This window comes from Streptomyces sp. CB01580, from assembly GCF_001905795.1.
Taxonomy (GTDB): Bacteria; Actinomycetota; Actinomycetes; order Streptomycetales; family Streptomycetaceae; genus Streptomyces.
Map to the genome: position 1 here is coordinate 91,140 of NZ_LIXJ01000020.1, position 15,104 is coordinate 106,243.

Sequence of the window (15,104 nt, forward strand, 5' to 3'; positions counted from 1 at the left end):
CGACCGGCCTACTTGCCCCCGTCGTCCTCGCCGATGCGGTGCACCCGCACCAGGTTCGTCGAGCCCGGGACCCCCGGCGGGGAGCCTGCGGTGATCACGACGACGTCGCCCTCCTTGCAGCGGCCGATCTTCAGCAGCTCCTCGTCGACCTGGGCCACCATCGCGTCCGTCGAGTCGACGTGCGGGCCGAGGAAGGTCTCGACGCCCCAGGTCAGGTTGAGCTGGGAACGGGTCGCCGGGTCCGGGGTGAAGGCCAGGAGCGGGATGGGCGAGCGATAGCGGGAGAGGCGCCTGACGGTGTCGCCGCTCTGAGTGAAGGCGACGAGGAACTTGGCGCCCAGGAAGTCGCCCATCTCGGCCGCCGCGCGGGCCACCGCGCCGCCCTGGGTGCGGGGCTTGTTGCGGTCGGTGAGGGGCTTGAGGCCCTTGGCGAGGACGTCCTCCTCGGCGGCTTCGACGATGCGGGCCATCGTGCGGACCGTCTCGACGGCGTAACGTCCGACGCTGGTCTCGCCGGACAGCATCACCGCGTCGGTGCCGTCGATGACGGCGTTGGCGACGTCGGACGCCTCGGCGCGGGTGGGGCGGGAGTTCTCGATCATCGAGTCGAGCATCTGAGTGGCGACGATGACCGGCTTGGCGTTGCGCTTGGCGAGGTTGATCGCGCGCTTCTGCACGATCGGCACCTGTTCCAGGGGCATTTCGACGCCGAGGTCGCCGCGGGCGACCATGATCCCGTCGAAGGCGGCGACGATGCTGTCGATGTTCTCGACGGCCTGGGGCTTCTCGATCTTGGCGATGACCGGGAGGCGTCGGCCTTCTTCGTCCATGATGCGGTGGACGTCCTCGATGTCGCGTCCGCTGCGCACGAAGGAGAGGGCGATGACGTCGGCGCCGGTGCGCAGGGCCCAGCGGAGGTCCTCGATGTCCTTGTCGGAGAGGGCGGGGACGGAGACGGCGACGCCGGGGAGGTTGAGGCCCTTGTGGTCGGAGACCATGCCGCCTTCGAGGACGGTGGTGTGGACGCGGGGGCCGTCGACTTCGGTGACTTCGAGGGTGACGCGGCCGTCGTCGACGAGGATGCGTTCGCCGGGGGTGACATCGGTGGCGAGTCCGTTGTAGGTGGTGCCGCAGGTGTGGCGGTCGCCTTCCATGGGCTCGACGGTGATGGTGAAGGTGTCGCCGCGTTCAAGGAGTACGGGTCCTTCACGGAAGCGTCCGAGTCGGATCTTCGGGCCTTGAAGGTCGGCGAGGATGCCGACGCTGCGTCCGGACTCGTCGGACGCCTTGCGTACGTGGCGGTACCGCTCTTCGTGGTCGTTGTAGGTGCCGTGGCTGAGGTTGAGGCGGGCGATGTCCATTCCCGCCTCGACGAGTGCTTCGATCTGTTCGTACGAGGTGGTGGCGGGGCCCAGGGTGCAGACGATTTTGGCTCGGCGCATGGTTCGAGCCTAGACCTTACCTACGGGTAGTTAATTGGCCGTGCGTGACTACCCAACGACCTTTGAATGAAGGGTTGTTGACAAGTGTTGAATTGGGCGCCGATGCGCTCGGATGAGCATTCCTCCCTCGGTATTCCTTCTTTCGAGGGTTGTGCCTCAGAGTTCGGGCGGCGACATGATGAAGCGGGCGTTCACCTGTGCGTAGACGGTCTGGCGTCGGGGTTCGAGGTCGAGGGCGGGGGGCGGCGCGGCCGCGGCGCCGTAGCCGGCGCTTCCCCGGAATCCCGCGGACGGAGCGGGCAGGGCCGCGGCGACGTTCTCGGCTCCGAGGTCGGCGAGTTCGACGAGAGCGGTGAGGTGGGAGCCGAGGGCGTCGGCGTATTCGCGGGCTCGTTGGACGGCTTCGCGTACGGCCTGGCGTCGGGCGTTCGCGTGGGCGGGTGAGTCGGGGCGCAGGGCCCACCAGGGGCCGTTGACGCGGGTCATGTCGAGGGCCGCCACACGGGTGACCAGTTCGCCGAGGGCGGTGAAGTCGTTGAGGACGGCGGTGATGTGGACGCGGCCGTGGTAGGCGCGGATCTTTTCGTCGCGGCCCTTCTCGGCGAGTTCAGGGTTGATGGAGAGGGCGCCGGTTTCGAGTTTCTCGACCGCCGGGCCGTAGGAGCGTATGAGTTCGAGGACGGTTCCGTTGCGGCGGGTGAGGTCTTCGAGGGCGGTGTGGCGGTCCTTGCCGCGGGCGGTGACGGTGATGCCCAAGTGGGCGATTTCGGGGTCGACTTCGAGGCGGGCTTCGCCCCGGACCGCGACGCGCGGGTGTTCGGGGGTGCCGTAGGGGGCCGTGGTGTCGGTCATGGTTCCACTGTGGCATGCGGGTACGACAGCGGCTGGTCACCGGATCGCAACCCTGTGGGGGGTGTTGCTCGGTGTGGCTCCTGCGCCATTATCTACGCGCGTTGTGCGCTGTCTGTGCGCTGGGCGGGGTGCGGTGTGGGGGCGGTGCGGTGTGCCGGCCGTCCTCCGGGCCGTGTCGGCCCTGTGCCGTGGGGTGTGGCGCCGCGCGGGTGCCGGGCCGCACGGTGACGGGGCTGCACGGGCACCGTGCTGTACGAGAACCGAGCTGTACGAGAACCGAGATGTGGGAGACGAAATGCCGCTGAACCGTAGGACGTTCCTGGGCACGTCGGCGGCCGTGGGTGCCGGGGCGGCGATGGCGGGTGGTTCCGCCGTCCCCGCCGCGGCCCATGGTCATGGGCACGGCCACGGCCACGGGCGTCCGCCGAAGCGGTACTCGTTCACCGTGATGGGCACTACCGATCTGCACGGGAACGTTTTCAACTGGGACTACTTCACGGACAAGGAGTTCGACGACAAGGACCACAACGATGTGGGTCTGGCGAAGATCTCCACGTTGGTGGAGCAGGTGCGTCGGGAGAAGGGCCGTGGCAACACGCTGTTGATCGATGCGGGTGACACGATCCAGGGCACCCAGTTGTCGTACTACTACGCGAAGGTCGATCCGATCACGGCGAGGCGTGGTCCGGTGCATCCGATGGCGCAGGCGATGAACGCGATCGGCTATGACGCGGCGGCTCTGGGCAACCATGAGTTCAATTACGGGATCCCGGTGCTGCGGAAGTTCGAGGAGCAGTGTGATTTCCCGTTGCTGGGTGCGAACGCGTTGGACGCGAAGTCGTTGCGCCCGGCGTTCGCCCCGTATGTGATCAAGCGGATGCGTACGCCGTTCGGCCGGGATGTGCGGGTGGCGGTTCTGGGGTTGACCAATCCGGGTGTCGCGATCTGGGACAAGGCGAATGTGAGCGGGAAGATGGTGTTTCCCGGTCTGGAGGAGCAGGCGGCGAAGTTCGTGCCGAGGCTGCGTTCCATGGGTGCGGACGTGGTGATCGTGTCGGCTCATTCGGGGACGAGTGGTACGTCGTCGTACGGTGATCAGGTTCCGCATGTCGAGAACGCGGCGGCGCTGGTGGCCGAGCAGGTTCCGGGTATCGACGCGATTCTGGTGGGGCATGCGCACCTGGAGATTCCTGAGTATTTCGTGGAGAACGAGCGGACGGGCAAGAAGGTGGTGTTGTCCGAGCCGTTGAAGTGGGGGCAGCGGCTGACGCTGTTCGACTTCGATCTGGTGTGGGAGCGGGGTCGTTGGGTGGTGGAGCGGGCGGGTTCGCGGGTGCTGAACTCGAATGCCGTGGCCGAGGACCCGAAGATCACGGGGTTGTTGGCGGACGAGCACCGGAAGGTCGTGGCGTACGTCAACCAAGTCATCGGTACGTCGTCGGCGGCGATGTCTACGGCCGAGGCGGCGTGGAAGGACGAGCCGATCATCGATCTGATCAATGTGGTCCAGACGGAGACGGTGAAGGCGGCGCTGGCTGGCGGGGCGTATGCGTCGCTTCCGGTGCTTTCGCAGGCGTCGTGTTTCTCGCGTACGGCGCGGATTCCGGAAGGGGACGTGACGATCAGGGATGCGGCGGGGTTGTACCCGTTCGAGAACACCCTGGAGGCACGGGTGCTGACGGGTGCGCAGATCCGCGAGTATCTGGAGTTCTCGGCGCGTTATTACGTGCGGACGGCTGCGGGTGTTCCGGTGGACACGTCGAAGCTGACGAATGCGGAGAACATTCCGGATTACAACTATGACGCGGTGTCGGGTCTGACGTATGAGATCGATATCGCGAAGCCGAATGGTTCGCGGATCGTGAATCTGTCGTTCGAGGGGAAGCCGATCGATCCTGCGGCGGAGTTCGTGCTGGCGGTGAACAATTATCGGGCGAGTGGTGGGGGCAATTTCCCGCATGTGGCGGGCGCCAAGCAGGTGTGGGCGAATTCGGAGGAGATCCGTAACACGATCATCTCCTGGGTCCGGGCGAAGGGTTCGGTGGACGCCGCGCAGTTCGCTTCGGTGGACTGGCGTCTGACGCGGGACGGCTCGCCGGTGTTCTGAGGGCTGTTCCGTGGTGCGTGGTGACGCGTCCCGCGTGGGGTGATCGTCGCCCGCGGACGCGGGGTGGGAGTTCTTCGGGCCGTATCCGCCGGTCGGCGGGTACGGCCCGTGGCCGGAGCGGTCGCGGCAGTGGGCCGAGGGGCTGGTCGGACGGCTCAGGGCCTCTCCAGACGTGCTGCCAGCCGCTCCGGGAGGGTGTCGCGGTTCGCCGGGGTCACCCGGAGGAGTTCGATGTCGGTGCGGCGTTTGAGGGCGTCGGTGAGCGGGCCGTGCTGTGCCTGGACGGTGGCGACGACATCGATGTCGGCTGCGAACAGTGCCCGGACGGCGTCCTGGAACGGGCGGTGGGCCAGTTCCATCTTTCCGAGTTCGTCGATGAGGACGAGGCGTCCGGGGGGCGGCGTGGCTGTGGGGGTCGCAGGCGGCCACGAGAGGGACGGCAGGGCCAGTCGTTCCATGACTTCGAGGTCGACGCCGTAGCGTCCGACCCGTGGTGGTCCCGGAAGGTCGACGTGGGCGAGCACGGCCCGTCGGCCGGCCAGTGTCTCCAGGGCGAAGCCGACCCGGGTACCGCCTTCGCGGATCTCCTGGGTGGTGAAGCCGGTGGCCCGCCGGGCGTGCAGCAGCTCCGCCAGTCGGCGGATGGCGGTGGTCTTTCCGCTGCCGGGGCGTCCTTCCAGCAGGATCCTCGTCGGCATCGCGTGCTCCGAGGCGTGGGCGGGTGCCGGTGGCCGGGTGGTGCGGCCCTGCTGCCAGTGTCCCATCGGGGTGGGTGGCCGGGCCTCCGCGCGGGCCGGGCGGGGCGTCCCCTGGGTCGTCCGGTTCGTGCGGCGCGGACCTGCCCTGCTCGGGCGGTCGGACCGGCTCCGGCCCGTTCGGCGCGCGCGATCGGGCCGGAGCTGATCTGCTGGGGAGGAGGGGGCGTCGCGTGCTTTGGGGAGTGGTCTGGATGGGTACGTACCGAGTCGCTCAGGTCGCCACGGCGGGCGGGCCTTTCGAGCTCGTCGAGCGTGAGGTGCCGCGGCCGGGGCCATGTCATGTGCGGATCGCCGTGGACGCTTGCGGGATCTGTCACAGCGACGTGCTCTTCGTGGATGCCGGGGTGCCCGGCGTGCGGTTTCCGCTGGTGCCCGGGCATGAGATCGCCGGTCGTATCGAGGCGCTGGGCGAGGGGGCGCAGGAGGGTGGTTGGCGGGTCGGGGATCGGGTGGCCGTGGGGTGGTTCGGGGGTAGCTGTGGTCACTGCACGCCCTGTCGGCAGGGTGATTTCATCGTGTGCGAGAACCTCAAGGTTCCCGGGTGGGCGTACGACGGGGGTTTCGCCGAGTGCGTGATCGCTCCGGTCGACGCCTTGGCGCGGATCCCCGACGCGCTGGCGGCGACCGATGCGGCGCCCATGGCGTGTGCGGGGGTGACCACGTACAACGGGCTGCGGCGCAGTGGCGCCGGGCCGGGTGACCTCGTGGCCGTTCTCGGTATCGGCGGTCTAGGTCATCTCGGGGTGATGTTCGCGGCTGCGATGGGTTTCGAGACCGTGGCCATCGCGCGTGGGGCCGGCAAGGCCGATCTGGCCAAGCAGCTCGGGGCCCATCATTACGTCGACAGCACGGGGAGCACGGGGGTCGCGGATGCGCTGCGGGCTCTGGGTGGTGCCAAGGTGGTCCTGGCCACGGCTGCCAATGCCGATGCGATCGCGGCGACCTTGGACGGGCTGGCGCATCGGGGTGAGCTGGTGGTGATCGGTGTGAGTCCCGAGCCGCTGGGGATCAGTCCGGTTCAGCTGATCATGAGTGGCAGGGTCGTGCGTGGTCATCCGTCCGGGACGGCGCAGGACGTGCAGGACACGATGGCGTTCAGTGCTCTGCACGGTATCCGTCCGATGGTGGAGGTCGTGCCGTTGGACCGGGTGGCGGAGGGGTATCGGAAGATGGTTTCGGGTGCTGCCCGTTTCCGTGTGGTGCTCGCGGCTCGTTGATGCGGCTGCCTACCATGACCACGTCACGCGACCTGTTGTTCGTCAGTCTGGACCAGGTGTCCGGTGGTGCTGTGGAGCAGGGTGACTTGTCGCTCGCTCTGGCGGGGGCGGAGGTGATCGATCTGCTCGGTGTCGAGGCCGTCGTTCTGGATGGTGATCGCATCGTGCCGGGTCATGTTCCGTCCCTGACCGATCCGTTGCTGGATCGGGCCGCGTCGTCGCTTGTTCGTGACGCGCCGTTCGAGTCGGTGGGTGACTGGTTGTGGCGCAGGGGGCGGGGTTTGTCGGCGGCGTATCTGGCCGTTCTCGAGGCGGAGGGGAAGCTCGCTCGGCGGCACCGTCACGGGGTGCCTTTCGGGGCGGGTCGGATCGTGCCGGAGGATTCGCCGGACCGCAGTGACGCGGCGAGTCGCTGGGCGTCGGGGGAGCCCGTCCTGGTCGGTCTGGCGGCGGCTCTCGGGATCCGTGGCGGGGACGGTGGGGAGGGTGAGGAGGGTGTGGGCGCTGCCGACTTCCCCGGCGTGGACGACGACGTGCTGGACACCGTGCTCGCCGCCGTCCATGAGGCGTTGACGCAGTTGGAGGCCGTGCGGTTGCGGCGTTCTGTCGAGCAGGCCGCCTTCGACAACATCTGGCGGGGCGAGTGATGCGGTGGGGGGTTCTTCGGTGGGTTTGTGCGGAGCGGCCGTCTTCTCCTGGGGAGGGCCGGCCGCGCTGTGTGGTGTGGTGCGGGGTCAGTGGTTGTGGGTGAGGGGGATGCGGTCGGGGTTCTGGGTGGGGACGGGTGGGGTGGTGGGGGTGAGGCCGAAGGTGGTGAAGGCGGTGCGTTGTGGGAGTGGGTAGGGGGTGGTGCCGGTGAGGTGGTTGAGGATGGTGGCGCTGCGCCAGGCGGCGAGTCCGAGGTCGGGGGTGCCGACGCCGTGGGTGTGGCGTCCGGCGTTCTGTACGTAGATGTTGCCGGTGATGGTGGGGTCGAGGGTGAGGCGGAAGTGGTGGTCGATGCGGGGGCGGGCGGAGTCGTCGCGGTGGAGGTGGGGTTCGAGTCCGCCGAGGATGCGGTCGAGGGGGCGTTCGTGGTAGCCGGTAGCGAGGATGACGGCGTTGGTGGTGAGGGTGGTGCGGGTGTTTTGTTGGGTGTGTTCCAGGTGGAGTTCGATGCGGGTGTCGGCGATGCGTTCTGCGGTGCGGACGGTGACGCCGGGGGTGAGGGTGGTGCGGGGCCAGCCGCCGTGGAGGGTGCGGCGGTAGAGCTCGTCGTGGATGGCGGCGATGGTGTCGGTGTCGATGCCTTTGTAGAGCTGCCATTGGTGGGGGACGAGTTCGTCGCGTACGGCTTCGGGGAGGGTGTGGAAGTAGTGGCTGTAGTCGGGGGTGAAGTGTTCGAGGCCGAGTTTGGAGTATTCCATCGGGGCGAAGGCGGGGGTGCGGGCGAGCCAGTGGAGGTTTTCTCGGCCGGTGGGGCGGGCACGGATGAGGTCGAGGAAGATCTCGGCGCCGGATTGTCCTGAGCCGATGATGGTGATGTGTTCCGCGTCGAGGATGCTCTGGCGGTGGTGGAGGTAGTCGCCGGAGTGGAGGACGGGGACCGAGGGGGCTTCGGCGAGGGGTTTGAGGGGTTCGGGGATGTGGGGTTCGGTGCCGATGCCGAGGGCGATGTTGCGGGTGTGGGTGCGGCCCAGGGCTTCGGCTTCTCCGTCGGCGTCGAGTTGGGTGTAGTCGATTTCGAAGCAGTCGTGCCGGTTGTTCCAGCGGATCGCGTCGACCTGGTGGTTGAAGTGGAGTCCGGGGAGTTGGTGGGTGACCCAGCGGCAGTAGGCGTCGTATTCGGCGCGTTGGATGTGGAAGCGTTCGGCGAAGTAGAAGGGGAAGAGGCGGTCGCGGGTGCGGAGGTAGTTGAGGAAGCTCCAGGGGCTGGTGGGGTCGGCGAGGGTGACGAGGTCGGCGAGGAAGGGGACTTGGAGGCTGGCTCCGTCGATGAGGAGGCCGGGGTGCCAGTGGAAGGCGGGGCGTTGTTCGTAGAAGGCGGTGGTGAGGGGGCGGGTGGTGGTGGGGATGCCGTGGGCGAGTGCGGCGAGGGAGAGGTTGAAGGGGCCGATGCCGATGCCGACGAGGTCGTGTGGCTGGTCGGTTCGGGGGGTGGGTCGGTCGGTCATCGGGGGGTGTTGCCTTTCGTGAGTTCGTGGGTGAGGTCGTCGACGAGGTCGAGGAGGGTGTGGAGGTCGTCGGGGGTGGTGTGGGGGTTGAGGAGGGTGGCTTTGAGCCAGAGGCGGTCGCCGGTGTGGGCGCGGCCGAGGACGGCGTGGCCTCGGGTGAGGAGGGTGCGGCGGATGGTGGCCACGGTGTGGTCGTCGGTATCGGTGGGGCGGAAGAGGACGGTGGTGATGGTGGGGCGGTCGTAGAGGTCGAGGGTGGGGGTTTTGGTGATGAGGTCGGCGAGGTGGTGGGCGGTGGTGACGGTGCGGTCGATGAGGTCGGCGAGTCCGTCGCGGCCGAGGGCTTTGAGGGTGACGGCGATCTTGAGGGTGTCGGGGCGGCGGGTGGTGCGCAGGGAGCGGCCGAGGAGGTCGGGGAGGCCGGCTTCGGTGTCGTCGTCGGCGTTGAGGTAGGGGGCGTGGTGGTGGAGGGGGTGGAGGTGGGTGTGGTGGGGGACGGCGAGGATGCCCGCGGGTGCGGGTTGCCAGCCGAGTTTGTGGAGGTCGAGGGTGACGCTGTGGGCTCGGTCGAGGCCGTGGAGTTTGCCGCGGTGGGTGGGGCTGAGGAGGAGGGGTCCGCCGTAGGCGGCGTCGATGTGGAGTTCGGCGCCGTGGGTGGCGCAGAGGTCGGCGATGTCGGTGAGGGGGTCGATCCGGCCGGTGTCGGTGGTGCCGGCGGTGGCGGTGACGAGGAGGGGGCGGTGGTGGTCTCGGGTGAGGGTTTCTTGGAGTGCGGCGAGGTCCATGACGCCGGTGGGTGCGGGGATGACGACGGGTTCGGGGAGGCCGAGGAGCCAGGCGGCCCGGGTGACGCTGTGGTGGGCGTTGGTGGCGTGGATGGTCTGGACGGGGCCGTTGCGTTCGCGGGCGAGGAGGAGGGCGAGTTGGTTGGCTTCGGTGCCGCCGGTGGTGAGGAGCGCGTCGGGTGAGGGGTGGTGGGGGTAGACCTCGGCGGCGAGGGCGGCGGTGGTGTCGGCTTCGAGGGTGGAGGCGGCGGGTGCCTGGTCCCAGGAGTCCATGGAGGGGTTGAGGGCGGAGGCGGCGAGGTCGGCGGCGGTGGCGAGGGCGAGGGGTGGGGTGTGGAGGTGTGCGGTGCAGAGGGGGTGTGCGGGGTCCGCGGCGCCTTCGGCGAGGGCGGTGACGAGGGTGCGGAGGGCTTCGTGGGGGCCGGTGCCGTGGTCGGGGATGAGGGGGTGGGTGCTGGTGCGGGTGTGGTGGGTGACGGTGTCGGGTCCGCCGGTGGGGAGGGGGCCGTCGCGTCGGTGGGCGCCGTCCTGGAGTGCGGTGAGGACGGTGTCGAGGAGGGGGCGGAGCGCGTCGGGGCCGGTGGTGGATCCGGCGAGGGGCGGGGTGGGCATGACGGTGGGGCCCTTCGGATGTGGTGCGTGGGCATGGGTGGACATGCCAGCTTGTCCGGGATTCGGAGGGCGCGGCCGTGGAGCGCAGTGATCTGAACTCGAAAGGGGGATGTGGGGTGCGTGTGGGGTCGATGTGGCAGGTGGTGGTGGTAGTGGGGGGCGTGACGGTCGTGGGAGGCGCGGGTCATGGGTGTGCCCGGCGCCTCCGTGGGTGGAGGGTGCGCCGGGCACGGGTGGTTGGGCGGTGATGTGCGGCTGTGGGTGTTGTGCGTGGTGCGGGTGGGGGCGAGTGGGTCGGGTGTGGCTGGTGGGCCCCGCGGGTCGGTGGGTGCCGGTGGTTGGGCGGGTTGGTGTTGGTTGGCGGGCGACCGTTGGTGGATCGGCGCCGGCCGGCACCGGTGGTGACGGGTTGGTGCCGGCCGACGGTGGTGGGTTGGTGCGGATCAGTGGGCTTCGCGTACGGCGAGGGCGCGGCGGAGGTCGTCGAGCTGGTCGATGAGCTTGCGGCGCAGGGCCGGGATGAGGTCGGTGTCGTTGAGGGCCTGCTCGCCGAGGTTCAGGTTGTCGGTGTCGACGGCGTGCCCGGGGAACGCGTAGCGGCCCGCGGCTTCGGCGATGGCGGGGCCGCGGCGGGCGGCGAGGCGGGTGGCCTCGGGGTAGTAGCGCGGCACGTAGTCCCGTACGAGATCGGCCTGTTCGGGCTGCCAGAAGCCTTGGGCGGTGGCGGTGAACAGGTAGTTGGAGAGGGTGTCGTCGTTGAAGAGGGTGTGCCAGGCGGTGGCCTTGGCCTCGGGGGTGGGGAGGGCGGCGCGGCAGCGGGCGGCGCCTTCCTGTCCGGTGGCGCTGGGGTCCTGTTCGAGTTCGGTGGCGATGTGGGCCTCGTCGATGGCGCCGAGGACGGCGAGGCGGGTGAGGATGCGCCAGCGCAGTTCGGGATCGAGTTCGGGTCCGCCGGGGACGGAGCCGTTGGTGAGCCAGTCCTGGATGGTGTCGGGCTGGGTGGCGGCGTCGATGAGGTGGCGTACGGCGATGAGGCGGAGGCCGGGGTTGTGGCCGTCCTCGGTGCGACGGATGAGGTCGCGGCAGAGTGCGGTGATGGTGGCGAGGGCGGCGGGCCGGTTCTCGGGGGTGAGGTAGTGGCCGGCGATGTGGGTGCCCGCGAAGGCGAGTACGCCTTGGGCGAGGGCGAGGTCCGTCTCGTGCGGAAGGTGGGTGCGGGCGGTGTCGAGGTAGGTGGTGGGGGCGAGTTCGCCGTCGCGGACCATGTCGCGGGCGGCGTTCCAGACGACGGCGCGGGTCAGTGCGTCGGGGATGCCGGACAGGTGCTGGAGGGCGGTGTCCCAGGAGGTGGCGTCGAGGCGGACCTTGGCGTAGCTGAGGTCGCTGTCGTTGAGGACGACGAGTGCGGGGCGGCGGCCGGGCAGCGGGGCGGCCGGGCCGTCGCCGGGGACGTCGGTCTCGAAGCGGTCGCGCAGGACCAGGCGGCCTGGTCCGGTGTGGGTGGGGGTTCCGGAGAAGTCGGGGGCCTGGTCGTAGGCGCCGACGGCGATGCGATGGGGGCGGCTGCCGCCGTGGTCGACGGTGACGGACCAGGTGCCGTCGGACTCCTGGACGTGGGAGGTGAGGGTGTCGACTCCGGTGGTGCGCAGCCATGTGTCGGCCCAGGCGTGGACGTCGCGGTCGGTGGCCGATGCGAGGCTGTCGATGAAGTCGGCGAGGGTGGCGTTGGCGAACTTGTGGCGGGCGAAGTGGGTGTTGATGCCGGCCAGGAAGTCCTTCTCGCCGAGCCAGGCGACGAGTTGGCGCAGGGCGGAGGCGCCCTTGGCGTAGGAGATGCCGTCGAAGTTGAGCATCGCGGAGGCGGTGTCGGGGACGGCGGCGGGGTCGGGGGCGACGGGGTGGGTGGAGGGGCGCTGGTCGGCGTCGTAACCCCAGCCCTTGCGTGCGACGCCGAAGTCGACCCAGGTGTGGGTGAAGCGGGTGGCTTCGGCGAGGGTCTGGTAGCCCATGTACTCGGCGAAGGACTCGTTGAGCCAGATGTCGTCCCACCAGGCGAGGGTGACGAGGTCGCCGAACCACATGTGGGCCATTTCGTGGGCGATGACCATGCCGCGGGTCTGGCGTTCGGTGTCGGTGACGGCGGAGCGGTAGACGAATTCGTCGCGGAAGGTGACGAGTCCGGGGTTCTCCATGGCGCCCGCGTTGAATTCGGGGACGAATGCCTGGTCGTAGGAGTCGAAGGGGTAGGGCTCGTCGAACTTCTCGTGGAAGCGGTCGAAGCAGGCCCGGGTGATGTCGAGGATCTCGTCGGCGTCCGCGTCGAGGTGGGGGGCCAGGGAGCGGCGGCAGTGGATGCCGAAGGGCAGTCCGGCGTGTTCGGTGGTCACGGAGTGCCAGGGGCCGGCCGCGACGGCGACGAGGTAGGTGGAGATGAGGGGGGTGGGGGCCAGGGTCCAGCGGCCGTCGCCGCGGTGTTCGGCGATGCCGTTACCGAGGACGGTCCAGCCTTCGGGGGCGGTGACGGCGAGTTCGAAGACGGACTTGAGGTCCGGCTGGTCGAACGCGGCGAAGACGCGCTGGACGTCTTCCATGAAGAGTTGGGTGTAGGCGTATGTCTCGCCGTCGGTGGGGTCGGTGAAGCGGTGCATGCCTTCGCCGGTGCGGGAGTAGCGCATGGCGGCGTCGACGCGCAGTTCGTGTGCGCCCGCGGTGAGGGCGGTGAGCGGGAAGCGGTTCTCGACGAGGCCGGCGGGGTCGAGGGGCTGTCCGTCGAGGCTGATCGATCGCAGGGTGGCCGGCTTGAGTTCGACGAACGTGTCTCCGGCCGCGGCTGCGGTGAACTGGATGACGGTGCGGGAGTCGAAGGTCTCCTCCCCCGCGGTCAGATCGAGGTCGATCGTGTACCGCTGTACGTCGAGGAACTGGGCTCGGGTCTGCGCTTCGTCGCGCGTCAGTACGGACATGCGTCCATGCTGCCGTACGGGCCGGGCGCCGCGCAGGCGGGTTCTCACAGGGCTGAGGAGTACGCCGGGGCGCGGGGTCACACCGGGGCGCGGGGATGGTACCGGGCCGGGCACGGGAAGCTGCGTGGCGGGGGGCGCCGACCGCCCTCGGTGCGCCCCGGTGTCGTACGGGACCGGGACGGACGTGGGCCGGTTTCGTGTGGGGGCGGGCGTCATGCGAGGCGTGCGCGGGGCGGGCGAACGTCGTCCGGGACGGTCGGAAGCCGGGTGAGCGGCATGTCGGCGGTCGGCGGTCGTCCGGGCGATCAGGAATCGCGGCGTTCGCGGGACCAGGGGTCACGAGTCGCGGCGCGGGACCAAGAGATCACAGGCCAGGAAGGTCGCGGGCCGAGGAGGCCGCAGGCCGGGGATGCCGCTGGGCAAGGCGTTCAGGGCGCGGTCCTCTTGCGGTCCGCCGGGGCTCCGGGGGCGGGCGTGACGCGGAGGAGAGCGGTGACGGTCTCCCGGTACCCGTCGTGTCCGCTCAGGGCGGCGTGGCGCAGCGCCCAGGCGTCCGGGCCGAGTTGTGAGGTGCACTCCTCGGACCGTTCCCGGCATGTCGTGCACTCCACCTGTCGCACCGGTGGCGACGCCTCCTCGCTCCGGTCCGGGCCGATCGACCAGCCGGTGTCCCGGATCGCCTTGCTCATCCGGTCGTTCCCCCGTCGTGTGCGGGTTTGGTGGGGCAGCCCCCGTAGAGAGGGGCGTGCCCCGGGCAGGCGTACACCTTGGTGCCGACGCCGGACGCGGCGTACACCTCGTCGACCTTGATCGGGAGCCTTGTCACCTTTCCGTCGTGGCAACAGCGTTCCAGCCGTGCCGGCACATGGAAGATCTCCGTCATGATGGCCCTCGTTCGCCGTTGAATCGGGTGGTAGGGAACCAGCGTGCCGGACGGCGGCGGGCTCAACGCTCACACATGCGTGAGTGCCGGTGGCGTCGTCGGGGCGGGCCGGGTGGCCAGGGATTTCACAGGCCGATCCAGGCGGCCAGGTGTCCGAGGGTCTCGGGGGTGCGGCGCGATGTGTGTACCAGGCCCTTGACGGTCTCCCGCGCGCCGGGGTGGTAGCGCGTCTGCTCGGGAGCCGTGCGGCGGGCGGCGGCGATGCTCGCGAGGGCCGCTTCGGTCCGGCCGGTCTCTATCTCCGAGCGTGCCCTGTCGATCAGGAAGTGGGCGCGTCGGGACGTGGCCAGGGCGGGTGGCAGGCTGATGCGCCTCGCCTGGGTGAGTGCCTCGTCGTACTGGTGCATCTCGACGGCGGCGGACATGCGGTGCAGGGCCACGTTCGTCGGGCCGAAGGAGAGCCAGTGGATCTCCGGGACCTCCCCCACCAGCCCGGCGCAGCGTTCGGCTTCCGCGAGGTGGACGTCGACGGTCGTCGCCCGGCCGGCGCGGGCCGCGATCACGGAGGCGCCCAGGTGCAGTTGTCCGGTGACGGTGATGGTCTGCGTCGTCGGTGGGACGGAGGCGATCAGCCCGTGTCCGGCGCGGACGAGCCGCCGGCCGATGGCGTATTCGCCCTCCCGGAAGTACGCCAGTGCCCGCATGTACTGGCGGATGGCGGCCAGGCAGGGGTCGGAGGCGCGTTGCGCGGCCCAGTCCATGCGGTCGAGGGCCACGGAACTGAGGTCGTAGTAGCCGAGTTTGACCGCGATGTCGTGGGCGGTGCGGTAGGTGGAGGCGAGGGCCTGCCACAGCCGGGTGGAGGGGTCCCGTGAGACCGCGGTGGTCAGTTGCGCGATCGTTCCGGGCAGGCGTCGGGCGGCACTGCGCAGCCTGGCCGCCCGGACGTCGGCGCACAGTCGGTCCGCGGCCGTGTGGAGTGCGTGGGTGGGTACGTGGGGCAGTGTTTCATCGGCCCCGAGGTCGTAGAGGTCGAGTGCCTCGCGGATGGGGCGTACGAGTGCGGCGAGCCGGACCTGTTGCGGTTCGGTCGCGTACGGCTCCCCCGTCAGGGTCGTGACGTCGATCCGCAGGGCGTGCGCGACGGCCGCGACGAAGTCGGCGCCCGCCGGTTTCGCGCCGCACTCGACCTGGTTGAGCAGGCTGTAGGAGTAGGGGATGCGCTCGGCCAGCTGTCTCTGTGTCAGTCGGGCCAGTCGGCGCTGTTCCCTGATCCGGGCTCCTACGGCATCGTCATGCGGATTGCACACACTGGCCTCCGTTCCTCGCTCG

At 69.7% G+C, this 15,104-nt stretch carries 12 protein-coding genes and 1 pseudogene; 4 read left to right on the top strand and 9 right to left on the bottom strand.

What is annotated here, in order from left to right; genetic code table 11:
- Positions 1 to 8 precede the first annotated feature (8 nt).
- Both pyk and AMK22_RS25520 read right to left on the bottom strand, forming a co-directional pair.
- Entirely contained in the window at positions 9 to 1,442 is a 1,434-nt protein-coding gene (gene pyk / locus AMK22_RS25515; RefSeq protein WP_073788703.1) for a pyruvate kinase, read from the bottom strand.
- 156 nt (positions 1,443 to 1,598) lie between these two features.
- Positions 1,599 to 2,294 (bottom strand): SIMPL domain-containing protein, encoded by a 696-nt coding sequence (locus AMK22_RS25520; RefSeq protein ID WP_073788704.1) that lies wholly within the window; start codon positions 2,292 to 2,294, stop codon positions 1,599 to 1,601.
- 295 nt (positions 2,295 to 2,589) lie between these two features.
- Between AMK22_RS25520 and AMK22_RS25525 the strand changes: the two genes are divergently transcribed.
- Complete coding sequence (locus tag AMK22_RS25525) at positions 2,590 to 4,401, top strand: bifunctional metallophosphatase/5'-nucleotidase (RefSeq protein WP_073788706.1); 1,812 nt, start codon at positions 2,590 to 2,592, stop codon at positions 4,399 to 4,401.
- Positions 4,402 to 4,556: 155 nt separating this feature from the next.
- On the opposite strand, the gene AMK22_RS25530 is transcribed toward AMK22_RS25525, so the two are convergent.
- Positions 4,557 to 5,099 (bottom strand): nucleoside-triphosphatase, encoded by a 543-nt coding sequence (locus tag AMK22_RS25530; protein WP_073788928.1) that lies wholly within the window; start codon positions 5,097 to 5,099, stop codon positions 4,557 to 4,559.
- 251 nt (positions 5,100 to 5,350) lie between these two features.
- Between AMK22_RS25530 and AMK22_RS25535 the strand changes: the two genes are divergently transcribed.
- From AMK22_RS25535 to AMK22_RS42115, 3 genes and pseudogenes are all read left to right on the top strand, one after another.
- Entirely contained in the window at positions 5,351 to 6,376 is a 1,026-nt protein-coding gene (locus tag AMK22_RS25535; RefSeq protein ID WP_073788930.1) for an alcohol dehydrogenase catalytic domain-containing protein, read from the top strand.
- A gap of 14 nt (positions 6,377 to 6,390) precedes the next feature.
- Positions 6,391 to 6,783 (top strand): annotated as a pseudogene (locus AMK22_RS42110) (GPP34 family phosphoprotein); the annotation flags it as partial.
- A gap of 90 nt (positions 6,784 to 6,873) precedes the next feature.
- Positions 6,874 to 7,023, top strand: a complete 150-nt coding sequence (locus AMK22_RS42115; RefSeq protein ID WP_338014188.1) for a hypothetical protein — start codon at positions 6,874 to 6,876, stop codon at positions 7,021 to 7,023.
- Between the two features lie 87 nt (positions 7,024 to 7,110).
- Here the strand turns inward: AMK22_RS42115 and AMK22_RS25545 are convergent, their stop codons facing one another.
- The 6 genes from AMK22_RS25545 to AMK22_RS25570 all read right to left on the bottom strand — a co-directional run bounded on the left by AMK22_RS25545 (position 7,111) and on the right by AMK22_RS25570 (position 15,082).
- A complete protein-coding gene (locus tag AMK22_RS25545; RefSeq protein WP_073788707.1) occupies positions 7,111 to 8,529 on the bottom strand; it encodes a lysine N(6)-hydroxylase/L-ornithine N(5)-oxygenase family protein in 1,419 nt (472 codons plus the stop codon).
- On the bottom strand, positions 8,526 to 9,926 hold the full coding sequence (locus AMK22_RS25550) for a pyridoxal phosphate-dependent decarboxylase family protein (RefSeq protein ID WP_073788933.1): 1,401 nt from the start codon (positions 9,924 to 9,926) through the stop codon (positions 8,526 to 8,528). Before AMK22_RS25550 ends, AMK22_RS25545 begins: the two co-directional genes overlap by 4 nt.
- A 443-nt stretch (positions 9,927 to 10,369) precedes the next feature.
- Complete coding sequence (gene pepN, locus AMK22_RS25555; protein ID WP_073788709.1) at positions 10,370 to 12,889, bottom strand: aminopeptidase N; 2,520 nt, start codon at positions 12,887 to 12,889, stop codon at positions 10,370 to 10,372.
- Positions 12,890 to 13,317: 428 nt separating this feature from the next.
- The gene (locus tag AMK22_RS25560) at positions 13,318 to 13,578 is read right to left on the bottom strand and encodes a DUF7848 domain-containing protein (protein ID WP_073788711.1); all 261 of its coding nucleotides are present in this window, start codon (positions 13,576 to 13,578) and stop codon (positions 13,318 to 13,320) included.
- Positions 13,575 to 13,772 (bottom strand): hypothetical protein, encoded by a 198-nt coding sequence (locus AMK22_RS25565; protein WP_073788713.1) that lies wholly within the window; start codon positions 13,770 to 13,772, stop codon positions 13,575 to 13,577. Before AMK22_RS25565 ends, AMK22_RS25560 begins: the two co-directional genes overlap by 4 nt.
- A 125-nt stretch (positions 13,773 to 13,897) precedes the next feature.
- Positions 13,898 to 15,082 (bottom strand): helix-turn-helix domain-containing protein, encoded by a 1,185-nt coding sequence (locus AMK22_RS25570; RefSeq protein WP_073788715.1) that lies wholly within the window; start codon positions 15,080 to 15,082, stop codon positions 13,898 to 13,900.
- Between the last annotated feature and the right edge of the window lie 22 nt (positions 15,083 to 15,104).

Bases quoted from the DNA above. Each gene is read 5' to 3' on its own strand.
- AMK22_RS25545 (WP_073788707.1), bottom strand. From the start codon at position 8,529: ATGACCGACCGACCCACCCCCCGAACCGACCAGCCACACGACCTCGTC.
- AMK22_RS25535 (WP_073788930.1), top strand. From the start codon at position 5,351: ATGGGTACGTACCGAGTCGCTCAGGTCGCCACGGCGGGCGGGCCTTTC.
- AMK22_RS25560 (WP_073788711.1), bottom strand. From the start codon at position 13,578: ATGAGCAAGGCGATCCGGGACACCGGCTGGTCGATCGGCCCGGACCGG.
- pyk (WP_073788703.1), bottom strand. From the start codon at position 1,442: ATGCGCCGAGCCAAAATCGTCTGCACCCTGGGCCCCGCCACCACCTCG.
- AMK22_RS25530 (WP_073788928.1), bottom strand. From the start codon at position 5,099: ATGCCGACGAGGATCCTGCTGGAAGGACGCCCCGGCAGCGGAAAGACC.
- AMK22_RS25565 (WP_073788713.1), bottom strand. From the start codon at position 13,772: ATGACGGAGATCTTCCATGTGCCGGCACGGCTGGAACGCTGTTGCCAC.
- AMK22_RS25525 (WP_073788706.1), top strand. From the start codon at position 2,590: ATGCCGCTGAACCGTAGGACGTTCCTGGGCACGTCGGCGGCCGTGGGT.
- AMK22_RS25550 (WP_073788933.1), bottom strand. From the start codon at position 9,926: ATGCCCACCCCGCCCCTCGCCGGATCCACCACCGGCCCCGACGCGCTC.
- pepN (WP_073788709.1), bottom strand. From the start codon at position 12,889: ATGTCCGTACTGACGCGCGACGAAGCGCAGACCCGAGCCCAGTTCCTC.
- AMK22_RS25520 (WP_073788704.1), bottom strand. From the start codon at position 2,294: ATGACCGACACCACGGCCCCCTACGGCACCCCCGAACACCCGCGCGTC.